This window comes from Sphaerisporangium flaviroseum (assembly GCF_039537005.1).
Classification (GTDB): Bacteria; Actinomycetota; Actinomycetes; order Streptosporangiales; family Streptosporangiaceae; genus Sphaerisporangium; species Sphaerisporangium flaviroseum.
Genome location: NZ_BAAAZR010000002.1, coordinates 807,971 through 828,981 on the forward strand (window position 1 = coordinate 807,971; position 21,011 = coordinate 828,981).

Sequence of the window (21,011 nt, forward strand, 5' to 3'; positions counted from 1 at the left end):
ACGACACGATGGGACAGCAAGTAGCCAAGGAGCGGTTCTCCGAGGCGGAGTACGGGCGTTTCGGAGAGCGCCTGAACGACTCCGTCGCGGCCCTGCGCGAGCTGCTGGGCAGGCCCGGATTCGGTGCCGGACCCGCGACCATCGGCGCCGAGCTGGAGCTGTTCCTGATCGATCAGGACGGCCGCCCGCTCCGCCGCAACAAGGAGGTCCGCGCGGCCGCCGCCGACAAGCGGGTGGTCCTGGAGCTCGGCAGCTTCAACCTCGAAGTGAACCTGACCCCTCTGCCGCTGGCCGGCCGGCCCTTCACGGCGCTGGAGTGCGAGGCGCGCGACATGATGCTCATGGTCGACGAGGCCGCGCGCTCGCAGGGCGGCCACGTGGTGCCCATCGGAATCCTGCCGACGCTCACCGAGTTCGACTTCACCCGCGACGCCATGAGCGACGAGACCCGCTACCGGGCACTCAGCGCCGGCATCCGGCGGGTCCGCGCCGAGCCGTTCCGCGTCCAGATCCACGGCGTCGAGCGCCTGGAGCTGGAGGTCGAGGACGTCATCCTGGAGAGCGCCAACACCTCCTGGCAGATCCACCTGCGCACGCCTCCGGCGGACTTCGCCCGCGTCTACAACGCCGCGCAGCTCGCCATCGGCCCCGTGCTGGCCGTCAGCGGCAACTCCCCGGCCTTCCTCGGCCGTGACCTGTGGGAGGAGACCCGCATCGCGCTGTTCGAGGCATCGGCGGACGACCGCGACATGGAACGCCCGTGGCGCGTGGACGGCCGGGTGTGCTTCGGCTCGGGCTGGGTGAGCGGCGCCGAAGAGCTGTTCGAGCACAGCGTCCGCGAGTACGAGCCCGTCATGCCGGTGATGGACGACGAGGACCCGCTGGCGGTCGTACGGGCCGGCGGGGTGCCCCGGCTGGCGGAGCTGCGGCTCCACCAGGGCACGGTGTGGCAGTGGAACCGGCCCGTCTACGATCCCGCGGACGGCGGCCATCTCCGCGTCGAGCTGCGCGCCCTGCCGGCCGGCCCCACCTGCGTCGACATGACGGCCAACGCGGCGTTCCTGCTGGGCCTGGTGGTGGCGATGGCGGCCGTGCCGGAATGGATCGGCGGGTTCTCCTTCGCCGACGCCTACCGCAACTTCTACCGTGCCGCGAGGAACGGGCTGGACGCGACGCTCGCCTGGCCGGGCCGTACGGAGAGCGTGCCGGCCGCCGAGCTGATCGTCGACCTGCTGCCGGTGGCCCGCGCGGGACTGGCGTCGGCGGGGGTGGAGGAGGCCGAGGCGTCCCGGCTCCTTTCGATCATCGAGTCGCGCGTGCGGCTGGGCCGCACGGGCGCGATCTGGCAGCGCAGGGCGCTGGCCTCGCTGGAGGGGGAGCCGGGGGCGCGTGCGGCCATGCTGACGCGCTACCGCGAGCTCGCCTTTACCCAGGAGCCGGTGCACACCTGGCCCGACCCCTCCTAGGGGCGGGGACGGCGGCGCCGGACGGATCTACTGGTGGTCGGGGTCGACGCTCGTGAGGGAGCTTCCATAGCTCAGCGCGACGAGCTGGGCCACCGCGCTGTGCGCGCCGAGAGGCTCGGCGCATCCCGCGCCCACCGAATCCGCCGCCGCTGTGATCTTGTGGAGGTCGATCTCAGGGCCGATGAGGAACGGGGCGAGGGCCAGGCGTGAGGCGCCGATGTTGCGCAGCCGCTGGGCGGCGTCCCCGACGCCGGGCGAGGCGTCCAGCGAGGCGGCCACCACGGGGAGTGTGAGCCGCGCGGCCAGCAGGACGACCGTCGCGTCCGCCGCGCGTACCGCCTCCTGGCCGCCGACGGTGGCGACGATGATCCCGTCCACCGGGGCCGCGATGTTGAACAGGCGCATGCGGTCGGCCCGGGCGAGGCCGCTGTCGGAGAGCTTGACGTGCAGCGCCTCGGCGAGCAGGGGATGCGGCCCGAGCGGGTCGGCGATGGTCGTCATGACGTCGCTCTCGGCGACGGCCTCCCGGATGGCGCGGTACACCTGCTGGTGCGGCCCGGTCACCAGGGGCACCACGATCGCGGCCGGCGCCTCCTTGGGGCGGTCGGCGGCGCACTCGGTGAGCGTCTCGGCCAGGCTGGTCTTGGCGTCGCCGAGATGGATCAGGCGCACGTCGAGCTGGGGATGATCGACGCTGACGATGGTCTTGATGGCCGCGGGAACGTCGCCGGCGGTGCCCGGCGCGGCGAGCACGAGCGCGGGCGCGTCCGGAGGTAACTGCGCCGGCACCGGCCGCCGGTGCCGGCCGGAGCTGGTCCGGAACGAGCGTTCACGGACCGGGAGCTCCTGTGGAGCGTGATGACCATCGTTCACATCGGCGGATTTTACGGGGTATGTGGCAAAAGATGAGTCCGATTTGCTGCGACGCGCGGGCGGATACTGATCAGCCTCCGCTGACATCACTGACATATCTGGTCTCTGTCAGCGGCCGAGTACGAACGGTCCGTAATCGTTCGAGATCATCGTGGGGCCGTCGGCCCACCTCCGGGTGCCCCGGTGCGGTGGACCGCTGACATATTCGCGCCGGGGATCGGGAAAAGTTTTTCGCCTCGGACCTCTCTCGGCGGGTGGGCGGCCGGCGTCGTCAGTCCTCGAAGACCCTCGAACGGCCAGGTCTCGCCGCCGGCGACCCCTTCATGAACGCCGGTGCGACAAGTGCCAGCAGCGCGCAGGCACCCATGATCAGGGCCATGGGAAGCGCGCTCCGGTCGCCGCGCACGCCCGCCGCCGGTGCCACGAGCGCCCCGAAGGCGTACTGCAGGGTCCCGATGAGCCCCGAGGCCGCCCCGGCGGCCTCGGGCGCGCGTCCGAGCGCGAGGGCGCAGGCGTTGCCCAGCACCAGCCCGAGGGAGGAGACGGCGACCAGCAGCAGCGGAAGGCACGTGGCCTCGGTGAGCCGTCCGGTGAGGGAGAGCACGGCCAGCGCGGCGGCGGCCACGAACAGGATGGCCAGCCCGGTCCGCAGGAGGCGGTGCGGTGAGAAGCGGTACACCAGCCTGGCGTTGAGGGTGCTCACGATGAGCAGCCCCAGCGCGTTGAGGGCGTAGGCCAGCGAGAACGTGGCCGTGGACAGGCCGAGAAGGTTCGGCAGGACGAAGGGGGACGCGGCGACGTAGGCCATGAGGGCGCCGAACGCCAGGGCGAACGCCAGGGCGTACCCGAGGAAGCCACGGTCGAGGAGCAGGCCGCGCACCACCCGGGCGGTCCCGGCGCCGCGCCGGTGCTCGGGCAGCGTGTCGGGAATCGCCACCAGAGCGGCGAGGAACATCAGCAGCGACAGCAGGGCGAGCGCCGTGAACACGCCGCGCCAGCCCACCAGGCCGGTCAGGACGCCGCCGGCCAGCGGGGCCACGACCGTCGCGACGCCCAGGATGCCCATCAGGAGGCCGAAGATACGTGCGGCTTCGCGCCCGCGCGCGGTGTCGGAGACGATGGCACGGCCGATCACGATTCCGGCGGAGCCGGTGAGCCCTTGGACGAACCGCGCGGCCACCAGCACCCCGATGGTCGGGGCGATGGCGCACAGGGCCCCGGCGGCGGTGCACAGGGCGAGGCACACCAGCAGCGGCGTCCGCCGGCCGAAGCGCTCGGAGAGCAGCCCCGCCGCGAACTGGCCCGCGGCCATCCCGAGAAGGAGGCCGGTGATCGTGAGCTGCACCCCCGTGGCGGAGGCGCGCAGGTCGCGGCCGATGGGAAGGAAGGCCGGCAGGTACATGTCGAGGGCGAACGGCGGGAACACCGACAGCAGGCCCAGCACGGTGATCAGCACGGGGGAGATGGCGGTCGTTCTGGGCGCGCTGACGGTGGTGGTAGCGGACATGACGGCTCCCATCGGGCGGTGGGACGAGCGCCGCCGGTTCGCTGGTACCGGCGGGGGCCTTCGTGGTCTCCAGGGCCGTGTTCCTGTCAGGCTACGCCTGTGACCTGGGACGACCGGAAGGCGGGCGCGGCTCGCGCCGCGGTGCCGGCTGTCCGCCCGGTGCGGGGCGGAGGGGTGATGGGGCGGGACGCGGCTCAGGCGTCCTTGCGGCCGATGCCGCCGACGGCCCAGATCGTCCCGGGTCCGGTGTACGTCTCTCCGGGGTCCGGGCGCCACTCCGGAAGGTAGGCCACGCCGGGCTCCACCAGGGACAGGCCCTCGAACAGCCGCTCGATGTCGGCCTTGCTGCGGAGCTGGTCGCGGCGGGGGCCGGAGACGACTCCGTCGTCCTGGTAGAGGGCGGCGAGCTTGGCGGTGGTCTCGGGACGCAGGTCGGAGACGCTGTGGGCGATGGCCAGGTGGCTGCCGGGGACGACCGCGTCACGGAAGCGCCGCACGATGTGGGCCGCCAGCTCGTCCTCGGGGATGGTGACCAGCGTGAACAGCAGCAGGACCGCGACCGGTTCGCGCAGGTCGATCAGGTTGTTCAGGCGAGGGTGACCAAGGATTTGATCGGGGTCGCGCGCGTCGGCCTCGATGACGGCCGTCTGCTTGTCGTCTTCCAGCAGAGCCTGGGCGTGCACGACCACGACCGGATCGTTGTCGATGTACGCCACGCGGGAGTCGGAGGCCACCTCCTGGGCGATCTCGTGGACGTTGCCCTGGGTGGGAAGGCCGCAGCCGATGTCGATGAACTGCCGGATGCCCGCGCCGGCCAGGTAGCGCACCGCCCGGCTGAGGAACCGGCGGCCTTCGTGGCACATCATGGGCAGCTCAGGCGCGAGCTCGAGCGCCCGTCGCGCGGCCTCGCGGTCGGCGGCGAAGTTGTCCTTGCCGCCGATGAAGTAGTCGCACATCCGGGCTTCGTTGGGAATCGTCGGATCGAAACCGAGACGTTCGAGTTTGGAGTGGGCCATCATGATCCCCCCGTTCCGCCGGAAGCCGAATGTGCGCGCTGGTGGGGAGACGATAGCCGTCTTTCACGGAGCGCCGGCTCGGATGGCGACGGTTTCAGCGGTACGAACTGATTACAGTCTGCACGCTGCCGTACGGGTTCGATGGCGTTAGTAGCAAATCTCGAGGTGCCTCACCGGGTGGGGCGAGCTGCCGGGGAGGGTGAAACCGGCCCAGACGGCCTTGCCGGGGGAGCCGAGGGGAGCCCATCCCCATCGGTGGCTGATGCCCGCGACGACCTGCAGGCCGCGCCCGCCCTCGGAGCCGAAGTCGGGGTCGCGTGGCGTCGGGCACTCGTCGCTGGGGTCGGTGACCACGCATATCAGTGACTCGTCGGTGAGGGCGAGGATGATCCGGACGGGGTGGCCGGAGAACACGGTGGCGCGGTTGCCGAGCCCGTGCCGGAGTGCGTTGATCACCAGCTCGCCGATGACCAGCTCGGCGTCGTCGACCAGCTCGTCCAGTCCCCAGCTGCGCAGTGTGGTGGTGGTGAACCCGCGTGCGGTGCGGGCCGCGTACCGGTCGTGGCGGAGCTCGCAGAGCGCCAGTTGCAGCCGCTCGGGGTTCTGGTCGCCGCCCTCGACCGCCCAGGGACCGGCCGGGGAGAGCACGTGGTCGAGCGCCGCCAGCCAGCCCTCCCACGTGTCGTCGCCCACCCGTGTGGGTTTAGTCCGATGTGTCCCGTACCCAGTCATAGGTGAGCCTTGTGAGGTTAGGTCGATCCCAAGGTGGAGTGAACTGCTTGACCATATTGCTCCCTTTTAGTGTGCAGGTGCAAGTACCGATGCACGTGCAAACGCACAGAGGTATGCTGACGCTTGAGGGTGGAAGCACCTGTCTGGGGTCCTCGCACCAGTGAGAGGCCTGTGGAGACGGATGTCAGGGTTCGTCGTTTTCCGGGGATGTGTGAAGAGACGAGATGGACGAGATCTCCAACGGCATGGCCGCGTCCGCGATCGAGGGAGCGCGATGGCGTAAGAGCGCCTACAGCAATCCGAGCGGCAACTGTGTCGAGGTGGCGCCCCTGCCGGGCGGGGACGTCGCCGTCAGGAACAGCCGGCATCCGGCAGGTCCGGCCCTGATTTACAGCCGTGGGGAAATTGCCGCCTTCATCCAGGCGGCCAAGAACGGCGACTTCGATGACCTGGCACTTTGACGGATAGAACAGCTACGGAGTGTGGGAAATCGTAGCCTAAGGGTGATATTGGGGTATATCCGGATTAGGGGTTCGGGGGTATCGTGAACTTCTCTGTGACCGCGAGAAGTGAGACCGTACCGCTCGTCTAAGGAATGAAAATGATCACAGCCCGAGCCGAAGGGGACGAGACCCCGCTCAACATGATGGCTCGGGAACGAGGCAGCTCAACGGTCCTGCGGATCCTCCTCGGATCACAGCTCCGCCGCCTGCGTGAGAACCGCGGCATCACCCTCGAAGCGGCAGGTCATTCCATCCGGGCCTCACACTCCAAGATCAGTCGCATGGAGCTCGGACGGGTCAGTTTCCGAGCGCGCGACGTGGCCGACCTGCTCACCCTCTACGGCGTCACCGAGGAGAGCGAGCGCGACGCGCTGCTGTCCCTGGTCGCCCAGGCCAACCGCCCCGGCTGGTGGCACAACTACGACGACGTCCTGCCGAACTGGTTCGAGGCGTACGTCGGGCTCGAAGAGGCCGCCACCCGGATCCGCAGCTACGAGGTGCAGTTCGTCCCCGGCCTCCTCCAGACCGAGGAGTACGCCCGTGAGGTCGTCCTGCTCGGCCACCCCGACGGGACCGAGGAGGAGCTCCAGCGACGGGTCGACCTGCGGATGGCCCGGCAGAAGCTGCTCGGCCGGGCGAACGCCCCGCACCTGTGGGCCGTGGTCGACGAGGCGGCGCTGCGGCGCCCGCTCGGCGGTGCGGAGGTCATGCGCGGCCAGATCAGGCACCTCATCGAGGTCATCGCCTCCCCCAACATCACCGTGCAGGTGATGCCGTTCAGCGCCGGCGGTCACGCGGCCGCGGGCGGGCCGTTCAGCATCCTGCGCTTCTCCGAGCGCGACCTGCCCGACGTGGTCTACCTCGAGCAGCTCACCAGCGCCATCTACCTCGACAAGCGCGACGACCTCGACCGCTACCAGGCGGTCATGGAGCGCCTGTGCATCGACGCCATCCCGGTGTCCGACACCAAGAAGGCCCTCACCCGCATCCTCGGCGAACTCTGACCCCGGCGCCCTGCGTGGCCGCCCTCTCCCCGCGAGGAGGAGTGTGGCCACGAAGACGCAGTCGGCCGGCGACAGGCCACTGATGTAGCTGTCGGAGCAGATGCCCACGACGGTCGCTTGATCCGATACCCGCGCCGATATTCCTACCGTGATCCGGTCCCGCGTGATCCGTGTCGACTTGTGAAGGTCGCACGTGAGTCCGGGGGACCCTGGTGTCGAGTGCCGGTGGTGAGGTGGGGTGCGGCGAAGTCGTCGCCGTTGTACGGTGCCGGCCCGGTGAACATCCGTGGCATCGCATGCTCATTAGAACGAGAAGCCCGTGGCAGGGGCCGACGGGCTTCCCGCACGACTGGAGTAGGACTAGAAGTCGAACTCGCCCTTCTTCGCCCCGTCGATGAAGGCGTCCCAGACGGTTGCGCTCACCACGAAGGGCGCCTTCTCTAGGGCCTCGGTGTCCCGCAGAGCAACCCGTCCACCTGACAGCGGAGCAATCTCCAGGCAGTTGCCCTGGTTTGATGCGCTCTTGGTGGCCTTACGCCAGGTCGCCGTCTGTAGTTCTTCGCTCAGGTCCATGATTTCTGCGCCTCTCTGATCAACTTGATCGAGACATGCTGCGGGTGTGCCTCGGCTCGGATTTTGTCGTACCTAGCGCGGATGGCCTCGACATCTTCCGGCCGATTCGTCACGTGCCCGTGGGTCGCGGATTCGATATATACCGTATCCGTGCCTCCTGGAAGTTGCGCGATAATAAATCCTCCGGAGACTCCCGTAGTTGCTCCGAGAACCAGGGGTACTACCAGGATGCCCGTCCGTGGCGACTCGATCGCCTCCAAGAGACGTTCGAGTTGGTGACGCATGACATCCCCACCGCCGATCGGGCGGTGCAAGACGCCTTCGTCCAACACAACCCAAAGCATCGGCCGGGTAGAGCGAGACAAGATCGCTTGGCGTTCCATTCGGGCCCGCACAGCGTTTTCCACCTGCTCACTTGCTATCCCAGGTTCACCGCTGATGACCACCCGAGCGTAGTCCTCCGTCTGTAGAAGGCCTGGTACGACGAGCGGTTCCCAGCTATGCAAGGTGTGGGCCTCCTGCTCGACTTCCAGCCAGTCGCGGAACCATCTGGGGCTCGCGCCCCGGGTCAGGTGCGCCCACAGGCGGACGAGCTCGCCGCCCGCGTTGAGGGCGTCGTCGTAGCGCTGCATGAAGTTCTGACTCGGCGTGCGCTCGCCGCGTTCGATGAAGCCGACCAGGCTCTGGCTGAACTGGATGATTTCGGCCAGGCGGTCTTGGGTCAAATTCGCCCGTATTCGGCGCTTGCGCATCTCGGCGCCCAGAAAAACCAGTGGCTTAACGCCCGGGTCGGGCTCGGGGGGTGCGTACATGCTGGCTCCGTCCGGCGAGAAATCGCTACTCCTTCAGCACAGCGAGCACACCGGCAGTACAAACTGTCCCGCAATGTGCTCCGCCTTTTGGTGCACAAGGTAGCTGGTCGGAGGCACTCTGTGAAGGGTTTTCGAGAGCAGGTGAAGGGCCGAAGGTGCTCTCTCACACGTATTGATGAGAGTGCCGTGGTCCTGTGGCAAAAAGCGTCAGCTATGTCTGGATAAGAGGGGATAAGAATGGTCGTCAAGAGAGCGGAAAAGCATCGCCACGACGATCGGCCCCTCCGTCTGCCGGACACGGACATGTCACCCCTCCGCTACCCCGCGACGGCTGTCACCGTGCCGTACCGGCGAGGCCGGCTGCCGAGTGCGCGGATCTCGTACGGCGGGCGCCAGCCGTACCCGGGCGGGGTCATGACATGACCGGGCGCGATACCGAGACACGGCGGCGCGGGCGGCACCGGCGTGGCGTAACCGCGACTCATGTCCACCCGCGACGGTGGGATCCGGCCAAGCGAGCCGCCGCCCAGCAGTTGGACCAGATCGAGCCCGCCTGGGCCGTCTGGTACGGCCTTGGCGCGCGGTGCTTCTACGCCATCGCCATCGGGCCCGTGCCGGAACCCCTGATCGTTCAGGCCCGTACCACTGACGAGCTACGTGGCCTGATGCGCGAGGCCGAAGGGCACGGGCGACACCCCCACCCACCTCTGCGAGCACCGCATCCCCTCGGAGGAGCCACCATGCCACAAACGCCGGACGGCTCCCGTGTCGTCTGCTGGGACGTGCCCTGCGACCTGTCGATGGTCGGCAAGACCCGGAGCATGGTCAACGAGACGCTCACCGGCTGGACCCTCCGGCACCTTGCCGACGATGTCGTCCTGGTGGTGGGGGAACTGCTCGCCAACGCCATCGCGTACGGGCGGCCCCCGGTCGCCATCTCCATCAGCACCGAGTCCGGCCGATTGTGCGTCCAGGTCACCGACCACGGCCCCGGGCAACCGCGCCTACTCGACCTGGGCACGGACGCCGTCCACGGTCGCGGCCTGGTCATCGTCGCGGCGCTCGCCCACGAATGCGGCGTCACCGAACTCGTCCGCACCCCCGGCAAGATCGTATGGGCCCGGTGGCACCTTTCCCCGTAAGTCTTCCCCGCCCGGCGTCGCGGTGCGCGAGTCAGACGACGAACAGCAGCGTGACGACGCATGCGGCAAGGAAGGTCACGAGCAGAGCCGCCGCGAACAGGACGGCGTATGACCTTCTTCTGCCCCTCAGCGCCACGAGCAGTCCGATGACCGGGATGCCCACACCCACCGCCAACGTGGTCAGCCTCAGCAGCACTTCGTGAACGTCGGGGCCCGGCGAGTGGCCGGCGCTGACCCTGCCGACGAACAGCCACAGGCTCAGCGCTGCCCAGAGTGGCGCGCTAAGCCAGAAGATCGTCATCAGAAAGAGGGACCTGTCGATACGCGACCCCATGTCCTTCGCTTCCATGCCGGAGATTGTCCCGGCGTACACGGACCGGCGAACCGTATACGTCGGGCTCATCGTTCAGCGAGTGGTCGGGAGTGTCCACGGGGGGCTTGTCTTATCGTTTTTCGATGTCTACCTTGAATGGAGTTCATTGATAAACGATGAAAGGGGGCGGTTCGGGTGAACGTGTCGCCGGGTCGGAGCGGGGTGCCCGCCGTGGTGGCGGGAAACCGGTGGTTCGGGCGCCTGCACGGCGTCGTCGTACTCTTGCTCATCGGCAGTGGCCTGGCACTGCTCAGCGGGCTCCTCGCGACGGTCGTCTTGGCACTGCAGGGCGGCGGGACGAACGTCGACTACGGCTTCCCGGGTCTGTGGCCGGCCGAGGTCGAGGCCGATCTGGACGGAGGGCTGACCCCCGGCACGCAGGTCGTGCGGACGATGGTCGAGGTGACGGCATACAACCCCGGTGACAGGGTCACCATCGCGGCGCTGTTCGTCCTCACGTGGCTGCCCACGGCCCTGACCGTGTTCCTCGCGCTGTTCTGGCTGTCGCGGATCACCCTTCCAGGCGGCTTCCGCGACAACGCGTTGTTCTCCTTCAGGACGGTGATCCTTCTGCGCCGTATCGGCAAGGTGCTCGTCTTGGGGTCCCTGGTGGCGGTCGCGCTCGACTTCGTCGCCAAGACCGCGGCCGCCCATATCCTGCTCCAGGACCGTTACCTGATCCCCGGTACGATCGTTTCGCCGTTGTTCGGGCTAGCGGCCGGTGTCGGGGGGTTCGTCGTGGCCGAGGTGATCCGGCGGGGCCTGGAGATGCTGGACGAGTTGCAAGGGACGATCTGAGTGCCACCAGGAGAGTCGGCGGGAGGCATCGAGGTGCGGCTGGACGAGCTGCTCGCCGCCCGTGGCATGACGCTGACCGAGCTCTCCTATCGGGTGGAGGTCACCATCGCCAACCTGTCGATCCTCAAGACCGGCAAGGGCAAGGCCATCCGGTTCTCCACCCTGACCCGCCTGTGCGAGGTCCTGGACTGCCAGCCCGGCGATCTCCTCCGCTACACCTCCAACGGAGGAGGCGGGATCCCCGGCGAGTAGCGCGACCTCTCCGGGTTGAACGGCATCCGGTCCCTCGTCCGGCTTCCGGTCACCGCCTCCGGCCTTGACTCGTACGAGGAGAAGCCCGTGGTGGCCTACGGGCTTCTCCTGGGTCTTGCGTAGGTGAAACACGCTCGGCAGCGTGCATGCCACTTATTGGGGGTTGTCCCAGATCGAGGTGCCGTACACCACCTGGTGCCGGTCGACGGGGATCACGATGTCGGCGGTCTCGACCGGGCGCGCGTCGGCGTAGTACGTGCGCTCGATGGTGAGCACGATCGCCCCTGGTGCGATGTCGAGCGCTGAGGCCTCCTCGGCGAGCACCTGACGAGCCGAGACCACCTCGGCCGCGTGCGTGATGTTCACCCCTATCTGCCGCATGCGTTCCACCACTCCACGGCCGGCGTGGGGGCCGTCTTCAGGCAGCACGATCGGTGTACCGCGTGTCAACGCCAGCGGCTCCCAGCTGCTACTGAGCTGCACGGGTTCACCGTCACCACGGAACACATACTTGGTGAACATCACGTCCGGCTCGTCGTTCTGCGGCGTGGGCAGCGCAAGGCGTTCGCGTACGTCGACCGAGGCGCGAGAGGTGCGGCTTTCGTAGTCCCACGACCCGCGTTGCGCGTAGTCCGTCATCGACTGGGCGAACGGACTGCCGCCCACCGCGTTCCGGTGCCAGTTGCGCACGAGTCGGCGTCGCTGTGGCCGGGCGCGGACGTAGGTACCCGACCCCGGACGTGCGACCGCCAACCCCTCGGTGACCAGCAGGCCCAAGGCGTCGGATGCCGTGTTGCGCGCCACTCCGTACACCTTGGCGATCTCGGGCGACGAAGGCAGCCGATCTCCCTCGGTGAGCTCGCCGGAAAGGATGCGAGCCCTTAGCGCGTCGGCGATGCGCACGTACACAGGCCGATCGGTTTCGTGATCCACCCGAGTAGCTTGACGGGTTGCCTATGCAGGTTGCAAGCTGTGCATGAAGCTATCAATCTGCCTAGGAAGCATGGCGGTAGTCTCGTGATCGAGCCGTTCCAGCAGTCATTGCCCGGTGAACCGGCGGCTGTTGACGCCGCGTGCGCCTGGATGAGCGCCATCATCGGCAGTGTCCAGCCTGACCAGGCAGAACTCGCCGTACGGATCACGAGAGAATTGATGGCCGACGCCATACGGCACACCCCCGCATCGGAGAAACTGCACCTTCGTGTCATTCCCTTGGCGACGAATCTCGTCATCGAGATTCGTGATCCGGGCGCTCCAGCCTCTGATGGCACCGCCCGTACCTCATGGGCCGACCTCTCCCAGGAAGTCGCCGAGTTCGGCAGCAAGCAGATCGCGGGCCAAGGACACATCGCCTGGGTTCTTCTCCCCCCGAGACGGGCTTCGCATGACTGATCGCGATACCAGGACGGGACAGCGCGACGGCACCGGCGGAGCGGGACCGTGATTCGCGTTCGCCCGAGGTGCTGGGATCCGGCCGAGCGGGCCGCCGCGCGGCAGTTGGACCAGATGGAGCCCGCCTGGGCCGTCTGGTATGGGCTCGGTGCGCGTCGTTTCTATGCCGCCGCGGTCTGGGCCGCGTGCGAGCCCCTGATGGTTCAGGCCGGCACCGCCGACGAGTTGCGCGACCGCATGCGGGAGGCCGAGGTGGGCGACCTCATGCGTGAGGCCGAGCGGCGCGACCTTGTGCTCCAGGCCGAGCGGTCCGCATGGGCGCGTCGCCCACGGCCACCAACGGCGCTCGTGCCCCGGGAAGCCTTGCCCGCGCGGCCGGGGCTCGCGCCCCGCGTACCCCTGCCTGCGCGGCCGGTGCCGATGACGCCCTCGTACGGTCGGCCGTGCTCGTACCGGGACAAGGTTGATCGTTCCGGCGGGCGGCGGTCTGCTTTGGGGTTGGACCAGGGCTCTTTGTGAAGTGCCGTCGTCCATCTCCCGGAGTTGCGGAACCGGTGTGCCGGGAGATGTCAGCGCTTCCGCTTCCTGCCGGGTCCACCGTGGCAGCCGCGCGATCCGGGGGCTGGGCTGGGGACCAAGGAGCCGGTGAACTCGTGCGCGCATCGGTTCGGGCACCAGCGTGGCAAGTTCGTTCATGGAAACGCGATCGGGATGGCCTGAACTCAGCACCGCCTCGATCATGTCAAGCATCGGCCATTTTCAATGCTTCGGTAGTAATCCGCGTCTCAACAGGCCGCCCACGCCTGACAGTCCGAGCCTAGGCGAGGACCATGACCACGGGCCGGATACCGCACAACCCGAGAATCAGGGTCAGGCCGGATCCTCGGGTTCGGGCAGGTCTGTCGGTGTCCGGCTCACTGGCCGGCCCTCCGCGCGGGCGAGTTCGGCGAAGCGTACGGCGTTGTGGATGGCGGCGCCGCCGGGGTCGTTGTTGAAGTAGACGTACACGTCGTCGTCGCGGTCCCATTCCTCGCCGATGCGGTGCAGCCAGGACCGCAGCGAGGTGTCGCCGTACATCGGCCAGGGCCGGGCGCGCCCCTGGTGGAATCGCATGTACCCCCAACCTGTGGTCCGCCACAAGGGGGTGCGCGGCCGGCCGAGGACGTCGGCCCAGCACAGGGAGGCGCCATGCGACTCCAGCACCTGCCGGACGGTGTCGGTCCACCAGGAGGGGTGCCGCGGCTCGACGGCGACCCGCACGTGGCGGGGAAAACACCGCAGGCACGCGTCGAGCCGCTCAGGCTCCGCCCGCAGGTTCGGCGGGAGCTGGATCAGGATGGGCCCGAGCTTGGGACCGAGACCTTCGGCGGCGGCCATCAACCGCTGGACCGGCTCCTCAGGTTCCTTGAGCCGCTTGATGTGGGTCAGGAAACGGCTCGCCTTGACCGCCATGACGAAGCCGTCCGGCGTCCGCTCGCGCCAGCTCTCGAAGGTCTCGCGGGGTGGCAGCCGGTAGAAGGCGTTGTTGTTCTCGACCGTGTCGAAGCACTCGGCGTACCGCTCCAGCCACAGCCTCTGCGGCAGCCCGGCCGGGTAGAGCACGTCCCGCCAGTGGAGGTACTGCCAGCCCGACGTCCCAACGAGCAACATGAGAGCTCCGCCCCTCGACTCCGCTCCCCAAGGGCCATGCCCGGCGGGGTGCCGGTCATGCTGCCTTTCTCACACGTCGGTACCGCGAGCCGAGCGGTTGACCGGCCCTCTCGCCTGGCGCGTGTTCCCGGACAGGCCGGGGGGACTCCGACGGTCCACGGCTTTGTCGGTGTGGATCTCTAGCGTCCGTGCCATGACGAACACGGTACAGGCGTATTCCTACGCCGGGCCCTCCACGCTGGTGGGGGATCGACTGGGGTTGGCGACCTCGGGCGGGCGGACGGCCACGGGGCTGGCCGGCCGCCCCAGGTTCTTCAGCGGGGTGGTCACCCAGGCGGCTCCGGCCGCGGCGGCGCTGCTGGCCGTGGCCGATGTGGCGCTGGCGCGCTACCACCAGCCGCGCGCGGCGGGAAGCGGCCGGACGCGCGATCCGGTGATCACCTGCGACGGTGAGCGGCTGCGGTTGGAGTCGTTCTCCGCCTGCGGCGGCGTGTACGCCCGGCTCGACCTGCTCGGAGCGGCGCTCGACGGCGAGGTGTTCGACCGGGGCGCGACCAACGTCGACGTCAACGGCCCGCTACGCGAGGCGCTGGCCCGTGTCGGCGGACGTGACCCGCTGCACCTCGGCGTAGGCGCCGACGAGCTGGCCGTCACCACGCTCAACGGCGCGGTGGTGGAGAAGAAGGTGCCGCTGCCCGAGCGGTGGCTGCGCGGGTTCGCCGAGGTCCAGGTGATCGCGTCCGGGTTCGACCTGCGCGCCGAGCCGGCCGGCATGGCGGCCGTCCGCTTCCTGCGCGGCCTGCCCAAGAAGGCCACGGCCGGCGTCTGGGTGGTGCCGTCGGGCCGTGAGCTGCGGGTGACCACGGCCCCGGCGCGAGGCGCGGTGTGCCTGGCCGGTGTCGGGCGGCTGGCCACGCTGCACCCGCTGTTGCGCTTCGCCACCAAGCTGCGCGTGTACGGCCCCGCCGTACAGGATCAGGTCGTCTCCAGCGCGTGGGAGCTCGAACTGCCGGGCATGCGGTACACCTTGGTCCTGTCGCCGCAGGCCTGGCGGGGTTTCTCCGGCGAGGGCGCGGTGCTGGCCGATCTGTCCGGCGACGACGCCGAGGCGGACGCGGACGTGATCGGCATGCTGCTCAACTTCGAGCCCACCGTGGAGACAGGCCTGCTGGCCGACCGGTCGGGGCTGACCCCCGCCCGGGTCAGGGCAGCGCTGACCCAGCTCGGCACGGCCGGCAAGGTCGGGTACGACCTGGCCGAGGCGGGCCACTTCCACCGCGAGCTGCCCTACGACCGCGAGCACGTCGAGACCCTCAACCCGCGCCTGGCCGCCGCCCGGGCGCTGGTGGCCGCCGGTTCCGTACGGCTCGCCGGTTCCGGCACGGCGCGGGTGACCACCGGTGGCGGGGTCTACGAGGTCGGGTTGGAGACCGGCTCGTGCACCTGTCCCTGGTGGTTCGATCGCCGAGGGTCCCGGGGCCCCTGCAAGCACGTGCTGGCCGCCCGCATCGCCGTACACGACACCGAAGGAGCCCTGCGATGACCGCCTGGGACGAGATCCGCGTCCTCATCGACGCCGGGGACGCCGGCAAGCTGATCGACCGGCTCGTCGAGTTGGACGACCATGAGCGGAAGCTCGTCGCCGGGGAGCTGCGCGGCCACATTCCCTTCCTGCGTGCCCGCGCCGAGACCCTCCAGCAGCAACGATGGAGAGAGGAGCGCAGGCGGCGCGGCCGGCACGAGCCTGAGCACGAGCCTTGGCAGGATTGGGCCGATCTGATGCGGCTGGCCGGCGCCGGGACGCTGAGCGCCGTCACCGCGGTGGCCTCGTGGGTGACCCGCCGCGATCTCACGACCTGGCGGATCTTCGCCCGCCGCCCCGGGTTCGGCGACCCCGCGCCGGTCGTCCGGCTCCTCGCCCACCGCCCCGCGCAGTGGCAGGCCGAGCTCGCCGAACGGCTCGCCGTCAAACTTCGCGGACCTCGCGACGCCGGGGTCCCTCTCGCGCTGGCGATGCTGCGGCACACCGGGGTGGAGCCGCCTCAGCACGACCCTTTGGTGGTGGCCTGGGTGTCGGCCGGGGTGGGCTCCGATCCCGACCCGCTGCTGCCGGCACTGTTACCGCGGATCTTCGAGGCCGAGGGCGTCGGCAGGGCGTTGCAGCACGAGCGGACCGACCCGATCTCGCCCTGGTTGCGCACGATGCGGGAGCTGTCGGAGTCCGGTGCGGTCGGCCGGGCGTCGCTGCTCGACGGTTGCTTGGGCCGTTTCCTGCGTGGGGGGAACGCACAGGACCTCCGGTTCTTCGTCCGCCTCCACGGGCTGCTAGAGCCGTCCGCGGCCGAGGTGAAGGCGCGGCGCCGCGACTACCTGCGGCTGCTGCCCGCCGCGCCGGGGCCGGTCGCCGAACTCGCCCTGCGCCATGTTCGGCGGCTGGAAGCCCACAATCCCGCCGAGGTGGCCGAGGCGCTCGAAGGGCTGCTGTTCCGTGCCGAGGCCACGCTGGTGCGGGCGGGCCTGACCTGGTTCGACCAGACCGCGCGGCAGGCGCCGGAGCAGGCCGACGACCTGGCGCCCGCGCTGGTCACCGCCTTCCACCACGAGTCCTACGACGTTCAGCACAGGGCCGCCATGCTGGCGCTCAAGCACGCCGGCCGTTTCAGCCCGCTGGGAGCCGAGACGATCAGGGATGCCGTCCCGGCGCTGCCCCCAGCGCTGGGCGAGCGGCTTGTCACGGTCTTCGGCGGTGCGGCGGCCGTCCCGGCCACCACCCCGCCCTACATCCCCCCGCCTCTCCCCGCGCCACCGGCGGTCGGCGCGTTCGCGGCCGTCCCGGCCACCCCCGCCGCGATGGAGGCACTCGGCTGGACATCCTGGGAATGGCAGGACGGCGAACGATGGCTGGCCGGCTTCGTCCGTCTCGCCGGACAGGACGTGCGGGGCCTGCGTGTCGCGCTCGGCGCGGCGTTCGGCTCCAGTTACTCCCAGCTGTACGACATGCGCACGTGGACCAGCGTCGACTACTGGCGTGCGGCGATGGCCAGAGAGCTGATCACGCCGGGAACCGACCCCGGAGTCCCGGTCGAGCGACCCGAGCCGTACCACGAGGGAAGACGTTCATCGGCGGCGGTCCTCTTCGCCGCGATGGCCCGCAACGCCGAGGGGAACCAAGGAGACGGCGAAGAGAAGATCGTGGAGGAGGACGACGAGGGCTTCACGTCCGCCGTCCTGCCCGCCGGGCTTCATGGGCAGATCTTCGGCGGGCTCGAACAGGCCGGTAATATGACGTCCGCGCACGCCGCGCGCGCGGGCGATCCGCCGGCCGAGTACGACACCGAGGAGACCCGCCTGGTGTCCTTCTCCTGGACGGGGTACGCCTCGCCGTTCCGCTCCCGCAAGCCCCGGCCGGTCCCCGAGGCACCACGAGACCGGCTGCCGAGCCCCCGGAAGGTGTCGCCTCCGCACCTGTTCCTGCTGCGCAGGTGCGCGGAGATCCTGGACGCGCTGAAATCCGGGACGCTGCCACCGGTCCTGCTGGCCACACCCACGCTCTCCACCGGGACGCTCGACCCGGACGTCCTGGTCTCCCGGCTGGAGGAGTGCGAGGCGGCGCACGCGGTGCCCCTCCCCGCCGACCTGCAGCAAGCGCTGCTGCGCCTGCCGCGCGGGGCTCACCCCGAGGCGGCGGCCCGGGCGGAGCGGCTGACCTCCGAGGCGGGTCGCACGGCGGCCCGGTGGCTGGCCGACGGGGGCCTGCCGGATCCGGAAGCCGGGGTCCGCTGGAGTTACAGCGAAGGCATGAAAGAGCACTACATCGACGAGCGCCCGCCCGCCCAGGTCGGCCAGGTAAGTCTGGTCCCGCGGCTGAAGGCCGCACCGACCGGACTGCACCTGATCGACGAGCTGCTCCGTGAACCGGCGAAGTGGAGCTGGGACGACCACGGCGGTCACATGGGCTGGTGGCCGTCGATCCTGCCGTCACACCGCGAGGTGGTGGCCGTCAACCTGCTGCCGCACCTGCTGTACCAGTGGAACCGGCCCGGCGTCTATCCCGGCCACGCCGCCATGCTCGCCGCGGCCGACGGTCCGGCGGGGGAGGCGACCGCGCTCGTGCTGGCGTACTTCCTGGCGCAGAAGAAGCCCGGCGACGCGGTGTCGGTCTTCCTGACGATGGCGGCGCGCGGCGATCTCCCGGCGTCCACGCTGGGCGTCCAGCTCGGGCTGCTCGTCAGGTGGACGTGGCTCAAGCGGCAGCATGTCGTGAACGCGCTCGCCGAGGCCGCCGATCGGGGAGCGCACCAGCAGGTCTGGCAGGTCCTGCGAACGCTGCTCCCCGCCCTGCTTCCCCGGGACGGGGAACATGCGCGCGGCGGCCTGGTCAAGCTCGTCGAGCTGGCCACCACGGTCGCGGCCCGGGCCGGCGTCCGGGGCGCCATCCCCGAGGTCGCGGCGGTCGCCGGTCGCAGGACCACCAGCATGTTCGCCCGGGAATGCGGCCGCCTGCACGACCACCTCACGCGCTCCTGACCCTTCGTTCCCGCCCGGGGACCATGAGGCCGGTCGATCGCGGCGAGGGTTGGCCAAGAGGGCGGCGGCGGTGTGGACGTCGAGGCCGGTCAGGTCGCGGCGAGGGTGTCCAGGAGGGCAGCGGCGGTGTGGACGTCGTCCGTCAGCGGGCGGTCCTCGTCGCGGGGGTCGAGCAGTGCGGCCGCCTGGGCGAAGGCCGCGCCGACGGGGGAGGAGGGGGCGGGCGTGAGGCCCCGCTGGCGGAGCGCCCGTACGACCGCCACCAGTTCGCAGGCCAGCACCAGACGGTAGGAGGTCGCCGCCTGCAGGGTCTGCCGGGCCGACTGGGAGGCGAAGCTCGCGTGCTCCTCCACGCCACGGGAAAGGACGGCATGGCCCAGCGCGGCCGGGTACGCCGTGTTGCACACCGGCCGGGACTTCTCAGCATCTGGTCGCCGTCTGCCGCTACGCGTGGGGCGGCCGTGAGCCGCCCGCGGGGGTCCGCGCGTGCCGCTCCTCTGCCGCGACGGCGTGGCAGAAGCCGACGAAGGCGTCGGCGGCGGGGATCCGGTAGCGGTCGCGGTGCCAGGCGACACCGACGACGCGAGGTGGCACGCCGTCAAGGTCCAGGACGCTGATGCCCGGTCGCTCAGGGTCGACCGACAGCGAGGGCATCAGCGCCGCGCCCACCCCTTCGGCCGCTAGGCCGAGCAGGGTGCCGTTGTCGTTCGACCTGAACACGATCTGGTCCCGGAGGTCGGGCCGGCCGAGCCGGTTCTCGACCAGGTTCGCCTCCCGAAGCGGGCTGTACGTCATCAACGGCAGTCCGGTGAGCAGCTGGAGTGGCAGGGGAGAGGACCGGCCGGCAGGCTCGGAGCCGGCGCGCATGACCAGGACGTATGGGTCGTCGAGCAGCTCGACCGCCTCGAACGGCCCAGGGACCAGCGGGAACGTCATGAAAGTCAGGTCCAGGTCGCCGTGCTCCACCTGGGCCAGCAGGCCGCCGTCGTCCGGCAGTTCGGTGAGCCGTACCTCGACCTGTGGCCAGGCGGCCGAGAACCGCCGCAGCACCTTGGGCAGGATCCGCACGCCGACGCTCTGGAAGCAGCCGACCCGCAGCACGCCGGAGCGTCCCTCGGCGAGCGCGTCGATGTCGGCGGCGGCGCTGGCAAGACGGGCGACGATGGACTCGGCGTGCCGCGCCAGGAGCTCGCCGGCGGCCGTGAGAGAGACCGGCCGCGGCCCGCCGGGTCGTTCGACGAGCTGTTGCCCGACGATCCGTTCCAGCCGGGCGATCTGCTGGCTCACCGCGGACTGCGTGTAGCCGAGCGTCTCGGCGGCACGGCTGAACGACCGCTCCCGCGCGACGGCGGCCAGCGCGCTGAGGTAGCGCAGCTCGATGCGGCTCCATGACGACATGGTGCAACTATGTCATTCGCTTATGAAACCTAGAAATAGCTGGATTTGTCGTAATAGACGGTGGTCGTTCACAGTCGTGCCAGGTAAGCCCTGAGTTTCAGGGCCGTGCCAGGACACCCACATTCAGGGTCGTGCCCGCACGCCCACGAAGGAGGAACGCCGTGACCCCCGCCGCCACCGCGAACGTGCTCACCCCCGCCGGCATCATCGACCTGGACCGCTACCCGATCGACCGTCTCGACGGCTCCGAAGGCCGGGCGATGCTCGACGCCATTCGCGCGGACCTTCGGGCGCGGGGTGCCTGCCAGCTTCCCGGCTTCCTTCGGCAGGAGGCGGTCGACCGGCTCGTCACCGAGGCGACCGGCAAGCGCGACATCGCCTACCGGACCGACGATGTGCACAACGTCTACTTCGAGGCGATCGACGAGACCCGCCCGGAGCACGCCCTGCTCCAGCACTCCTCCAAGAACGCCATCGCCTGGGACCGGATCGACCCGGATTCCCCGGTGCGGATCGCCTACGAGTGGGACGCGCTGACCACGTTCGTCGGAGAGGCGTTCGGGCTCCCGGCCTGCCACCGCGACGAGGACCCGCTCGGGGCGTGCTCGCTGATGCTGTTCGAGGAGGGCGACGAGCTCGGCTGGCACTTCGACCGCGCCCACTTCGTCGTCACGCTCATGTTGCAGGGCGCGCGGCACGGCGGCGAGTTCGAGTTCTTCCCGAACCTTCGCACGGAGCAGGACGAGAACCACGAGGGCGTGCGAGAGCGCCTCACCGGCTCGCGGGACGGCGTGATCACCCTGGTCAACGAGCCGGGCACGCTCAGCCTCTTCCGGGGGCACTACTCCATGCACCGCGTCACGCCGGTGAAGGGCGGCAGGACCCGGGTGAACGCCGTCCTCGCGTACGCCGAGAAGCCCGGCCGCAAGCTCAACGACCTGACCCAGAAACTCTTCTACGGCAGAACCGCCTGATCCGCACGGCACCCGGGCT

Annotated in this window: 21 protein-coding genes; 10 read left to right on the plus strand and 11 right to left on the minus strand. The window is 69.8% G+C overall.

All coding sequences use genetic code 11. The annotated features are described in order from the left end of the window. The first annotated feature begins 8 nt into the window (after positions 1 to 8). Positions 9 to 1,466: a glutamate-cysteine ligase family protein gene (locus tag ABD810_RS09780; RefSeq protein ID WP_344937021.1), complete on the plus strand. Its 1,458-nt coding sequence runs from the start codon at positions 9 to 11 to the stop codon at positions 1,464 to 1,466. Positions 1,467 to 1,493: 27 nt separating this feature from the next. Here ABD810_RS09780 and ABD810_RS09785 read toward each other — a convergent pair whose 3' ends face one another. From ABD810_RS09785 to ABD810_RS09800, 4 genes are all read right to left on the minus strand, one after another. Next, positions 1,494 to 2,255, minus strand: a complete 762-nt coding sequence (locus ABD810_RS09785) for a sirohydrochlorin chelatase (protein WP_344937023.1) — start codon at positions 2,253 to 2,255, stop codon at positions 1,494 to 1,496. A 355-nt stretch (positions 2,256 to 2,610) separates the two neighbouring features. After that, complete coding sequence (locus ABD810_RS09790; protein ID WP_344937026.1) at positions 2,611 to 3,846, minus strand: multidrug effflux MFS transporter; 1,236 nt, start codon at positions 3,844 to 3,846, stop codon at positions 2,611 to 2,613. A 194-nt stretch (positions 3,847 to 4,040) separates the two neighbouring features. Then, positions 4,041 to 4,865 (minus strand): SAM-dependent methyltransferase, encoded by an 825-nt coding sequence (locus ABD810_RS09795; RefSeq protein WP_344937029.1) that lies wholly within the window; start codon positions 4,863 to 4,865, stop codon positions 4,041 to 4,043. 144 nt (positions 4,866 to 5,009) lie between these two features. Next, complete coding sequence (locus tag ABD810_RS09800) at positions 5,010 to 5,555, minus strand: ATP-binding protein (protein ID WP_344937031.1); 546 nt, start codon at positions 5,553 to 5,555, stop codon at positions 5,010 to 5,012. Positions 5,556 to 5,818: 263 nt separating this feature from the next. Here ABD810_RS09800 and ABD810_RS09805 point away from each other — a divergent pair, with 263 nt between their 5' ends. Continuing rightward, positions 5,819 to 6,055 (plus strand): DUF397 domain-containing protein, encoded by a 237-nt coding sequence (locus tag ABD810_RS09805; RefSeq protein WP_344937033.1) that lies wholly within the window; start codon positions 5,819 to 5,821, stop codon positions 6,053 to 6,055. Between the two features lie 140 nt (positions 6,056 to 6,195). Continuing rightward, entirely contained in the window at positions 6,196 to 7,101 is a 906-nt protein-coding gene (locus tag ABD810_RS09810) for a helix-turn-helix domain-containing protein (RefSeq protein ID WP_344937035.1), read from the plus strand. A gap of 360 nt (positions 7,102 to 7,461) precedes the next feature. Here the strand turns inward: ABD810_RS09810 and ABD810_RS09815 are convergent, their stop codons facing one another. Next, positions 7,462 to 7,674 (minus strand): DUF397 domain-containing protein, encoded by a 213-nt coding sequence (locus tag ABD810_RS09815; RefSeq protein ID WP_344937037.1) that lies wholly within the window; start codon positions 7,672 to 7,674, stop codon positions 7,462 to 7,464. Beyond that, positions 7,665 to 8,486: a helix-turn-helix domain-containing protein gene (locus ABD810_RS09820; RefSeq protein WP_344937038.1), complete on the minus strand. Its 822-nt coding sequence runs from the start codon at positions 8,484 to 8,486 to the stop codon at positions 7,665 to 7,667. The genes ABD810_RS09815 and ABD810_RS09820 overlap by 10 nt, the downstream gene beginning before the upstream one ends. Before the next feature lie 419 nt (positions 8,487 to 8,905). Here ABD810_RS09820 and ABD810_RS09825 point away from each other — a divergent pair, with 419 nt between their 5' ends. After that, complete coding sequence (locus ABD810_RS09825; RefSeq protein WP_344937040.1) at positions 8,906 to 9,628, plus strand: ATP-binding protein; 723 nt, start codon at positions 8,906 to 8,908, stop codon at positions 9,626 to 9,628. Positions 9,629 to 9,659: 31 nt separating this feature from the next. Here the strand turns inward: ABD810_RS09825 and ABD810_RS09830 are convergent, their stop codons facing one another. Continuing rightward, positions 9,660 to 9,977 carry a hypothetical protein gene (locus tag ABD810_RS09830; protein ID WP_344937042.1) on the minus strand — a complete coding sequence of 106 codons (318 nt, stop codon included), beginning with the start codon at positions 9,975 to 9,977 and terminating at the stop codon, positions 9,660 to 9,662. Between the two features lie 159 nt (positions 9,978 to 10,136). On the opposite strand from ABD810_RS09830, the gene ABD810_RS09835 reads away from it, so the two are divergent. Continuing rightward, positions 10,137 to 10,799 (plus strand): DUF2975 domain-containing protein, encoded by a 663-nt coding sequence (locus ABD810_RS09835; protein WP_344937044.1) that lies wholly within the window; start codon positions 10,137 to 10,139, stop codon positions 10,797 to 10,799. Then, complete coding sequence (locus ABD810_RS09840) at positions 10,800 to 11,051, plus strand: helix-turn-helix domain-containing protein (RefSeq protein ID WP_344937046.1); 252 nt, start codon at positions 10,800 to 10,802, stop codon at positions 11,049 to 11,051. It begins immediately after the preceding gene. A 153-nt stretch (positions 11,052 to 11,204) separates the two neighbouring features. On the opposite strand, the gene ABD810_RS09845 is transcribed toward ABD810_RS09840, so the two are convergent. Continuing rightward, positions 11,205 to 11,960, minus strand: coding sequence for a GntR family transcriptional regulator (locus ABD810_RS09845; RefSeq protein WP_344937048.1), 756 nt, complete (start codon positions 11,958 to 11,960; stop codon positions 11,205 to 11,207). A 108-nt stretch (positions 11,961 to 12,068) separates the two neighbouring features. Here ABD810_RS09845 and ABD810_RS09850 point away from each other — a divergent pair, with 108 nt between their 5' ends. After that, on the plus strand, positions 12,069 to 12,443 hold the full coding sequence (locus ABD810_RS09850) for a hypothetical protein (protein WP_344937050.1): 375 nt from the start codon (positions 12,069 to 12,071) through the stop codon (positions 12,441 to 12,443). An 870-nt stretch (positions 12,444 to 13,313) separates the two neighbouring features. Here ABD810_RS09850 and ABD810_RS09855 read toward each other — a convergent pair. Next, positions 13,314 to 14,093, minus strand: a complete 780-nt coding sequence (locus tag ABD810_RS09855) for a DUF72 domain-containing protein (protein ID WP_344937052.1) — start codon at positions 14,091 to 14,093, stop codon at positions 13,314 to 13,316. Between the two features lie 193 nt (positions 14,094 to 14,286). On the opposite strand from ABD810_RS09855, the gene ABD810_RS09860 reads away from it, so the two are divergent. Next, the gene (locus ABD810_RS09860; protein WP_344937054.1) at positions 14,287 to 15,636 is read left to right on the plus strand and encodes an SWIM zinc finger family protein; all 1,350 of its coding nucleotides are present in this window, start codon (positions 14,287 to 14,289) and stop codon (positions 15,634 to 15,636) included. Next, entirely contained in the window at positions 15,633 to 18,620 is a 2,988-nt protein-coding gene (locus ABD810_RS09865) for a DUF7824 domain-containing protein (protein ID WP_344937056.1), read from the plus strand. Before ABD810_RS09860 ends, ABD810_RS09865 begins: the two co-directional genes overlap by 4 nt. A gap of 89 nt (positions 18,621 to 18,709) precedes the next feature. Here ABD810_RS09865 and ABD810_RS09870 read toward each other — a convergent pair whose 3' ends face one another. Beyond that, complete coding sequence (locus ABD810_RS09870) at positions 18,710 to 19,027, minus strand: aromatic amino acid lyase (RefSeq protein WP_344937059.1); 318 nt, start codon at positions 19,025 to 19,027, stop codon at positions 18,710 to 18,712. Between the two features lie 37 nt (positions 19,028 to 19,064). Further along, the gene (locus tag ABD810_RS09875; protein ID WP_344937061.1) at positions 19,065 to 20,018 is read right to left on the minus strand and encodes a LysR family transcriptional regulator; all 954 of its coding nucleotides are present in this window, start codon (positions 20,016 to 20,018) and stop codon (positions 19,065 to 19,067) included. Positions 20,019 to 20,179: 161 nt separating this feature from the next. Between ABD810_RS09875 and ABD810_RS09880 the strand changes: the two genes are divergently transcribed. Further along, positions 20,180 to 20,992 carry a HalD/BesD family halogenase gene (locus ABD810_RS09880; protein WP_344937063.1) on the plus strand — a complete coding sequence of 271 codons (813 nt, stop codon included), beginning with the start codon at positions 20,180 to 20,182 and terminating at the stop codon, positions 20,990 to 20,992. Positions 20,993 to 21,011: the final 19 nt, after the last annotated feature.

Excerpts from the sequence above, each read along its gene's own strand:
- ABD810_RS09875 (WP_344937061.1), bottom strand. The coding sequence starts at position 20,018 with ATGTCGTCATGGAGCCGCATCGAGCTGCGCTACCTCAGCGCGCTGGCC.
- ABD810_RS09795 (WP_344937029.1), bottom strand. The coding sequence starts at position 4,865 with ATGATGGCCCACTCCAAACTCGAACGTCTCGGTTTCGATCCGACGATT.
- ABD810_RS09790 (WP_344937026.1), bottom strand. The coding sequence starts at position 3,846 with ATGTCCGCTACCACCACCGTCAGCGCGCCCAGAACGACCGCCATCTCC.
- ABD810_RS09865 (WP_344937056.1), top strand. The coding sequence starts at position 15,633 with ATGACCGCCTGGGACGAGATCCGCGTCCTCATCGACGCCGGGGACGCC.
- ABD810_RS09825 (WP_344937040.1), top strand. The coding sequence starts at position 8,906 with ATGACCGGGCGCGATACCGAGACACGGCGGCGCGGGCGGCACCGGCGT.
- ABD810_RS09830 (WP_344937042.1), bottom strand. The coding sequence starts at position 9,977 with ATGGAAGCGAAGGACATGGGGTCGCGTATCGACAGGTCCCTCTTTCTG.
- ABD810_RS09860 (WP_344937054.1), top strand. The coding sequence starts at position 14,287 with ATGACGAACACGGTACAGGCGTATTCCTACGCCGGGCCCTCCACGCTG.
- ABD810_RS09855 (WP_344937052.1), bottom strand. The coding sequence starts at position 14,093 with ATGTTGCTCGTTGGGACGTCGGGCTGGCAGTACCTCCACTGGCGGGAC.
- ABD810_RS09820 (WP_344937038.1), bottom strand. The coding sequence starts at position 8,486 with ATGTACGCACCCCCCGAGCCCGACCCGGGCGTTAAGCCACTGGTTTTT.
- ABD810_RS09810 (WP_344937035.1), top strand. The coding sequence starts at position 6,196 with ATGATCACAGCCCGAGCCGAAGGGGACGAGACCCCGCTCAACATGATG.
- ABD810_RS09815 (WP_344937037.1), bottom strand. The coding sequence starts at position 7,674 with ATGGACCTGAGCGAAGAACTACAGACGGCGACCTGGCGTAAGGCCACC.
- ABD810_RS09780 (WP_344937021.1), top strand. The coding sequence starts at position 9 with ATGGGACAGCAAGTAGCCAAGGAGCGGTTCTCCGAGGCGGAGTACGGG.
- ABD810_RS09805 (WP_344937033.1), top strand. The coding sequence starts at position 5,819 with ATGGACGAGATCTCCAACGGCATGGCCGCGTCCGCGATCGAGGGAGCG.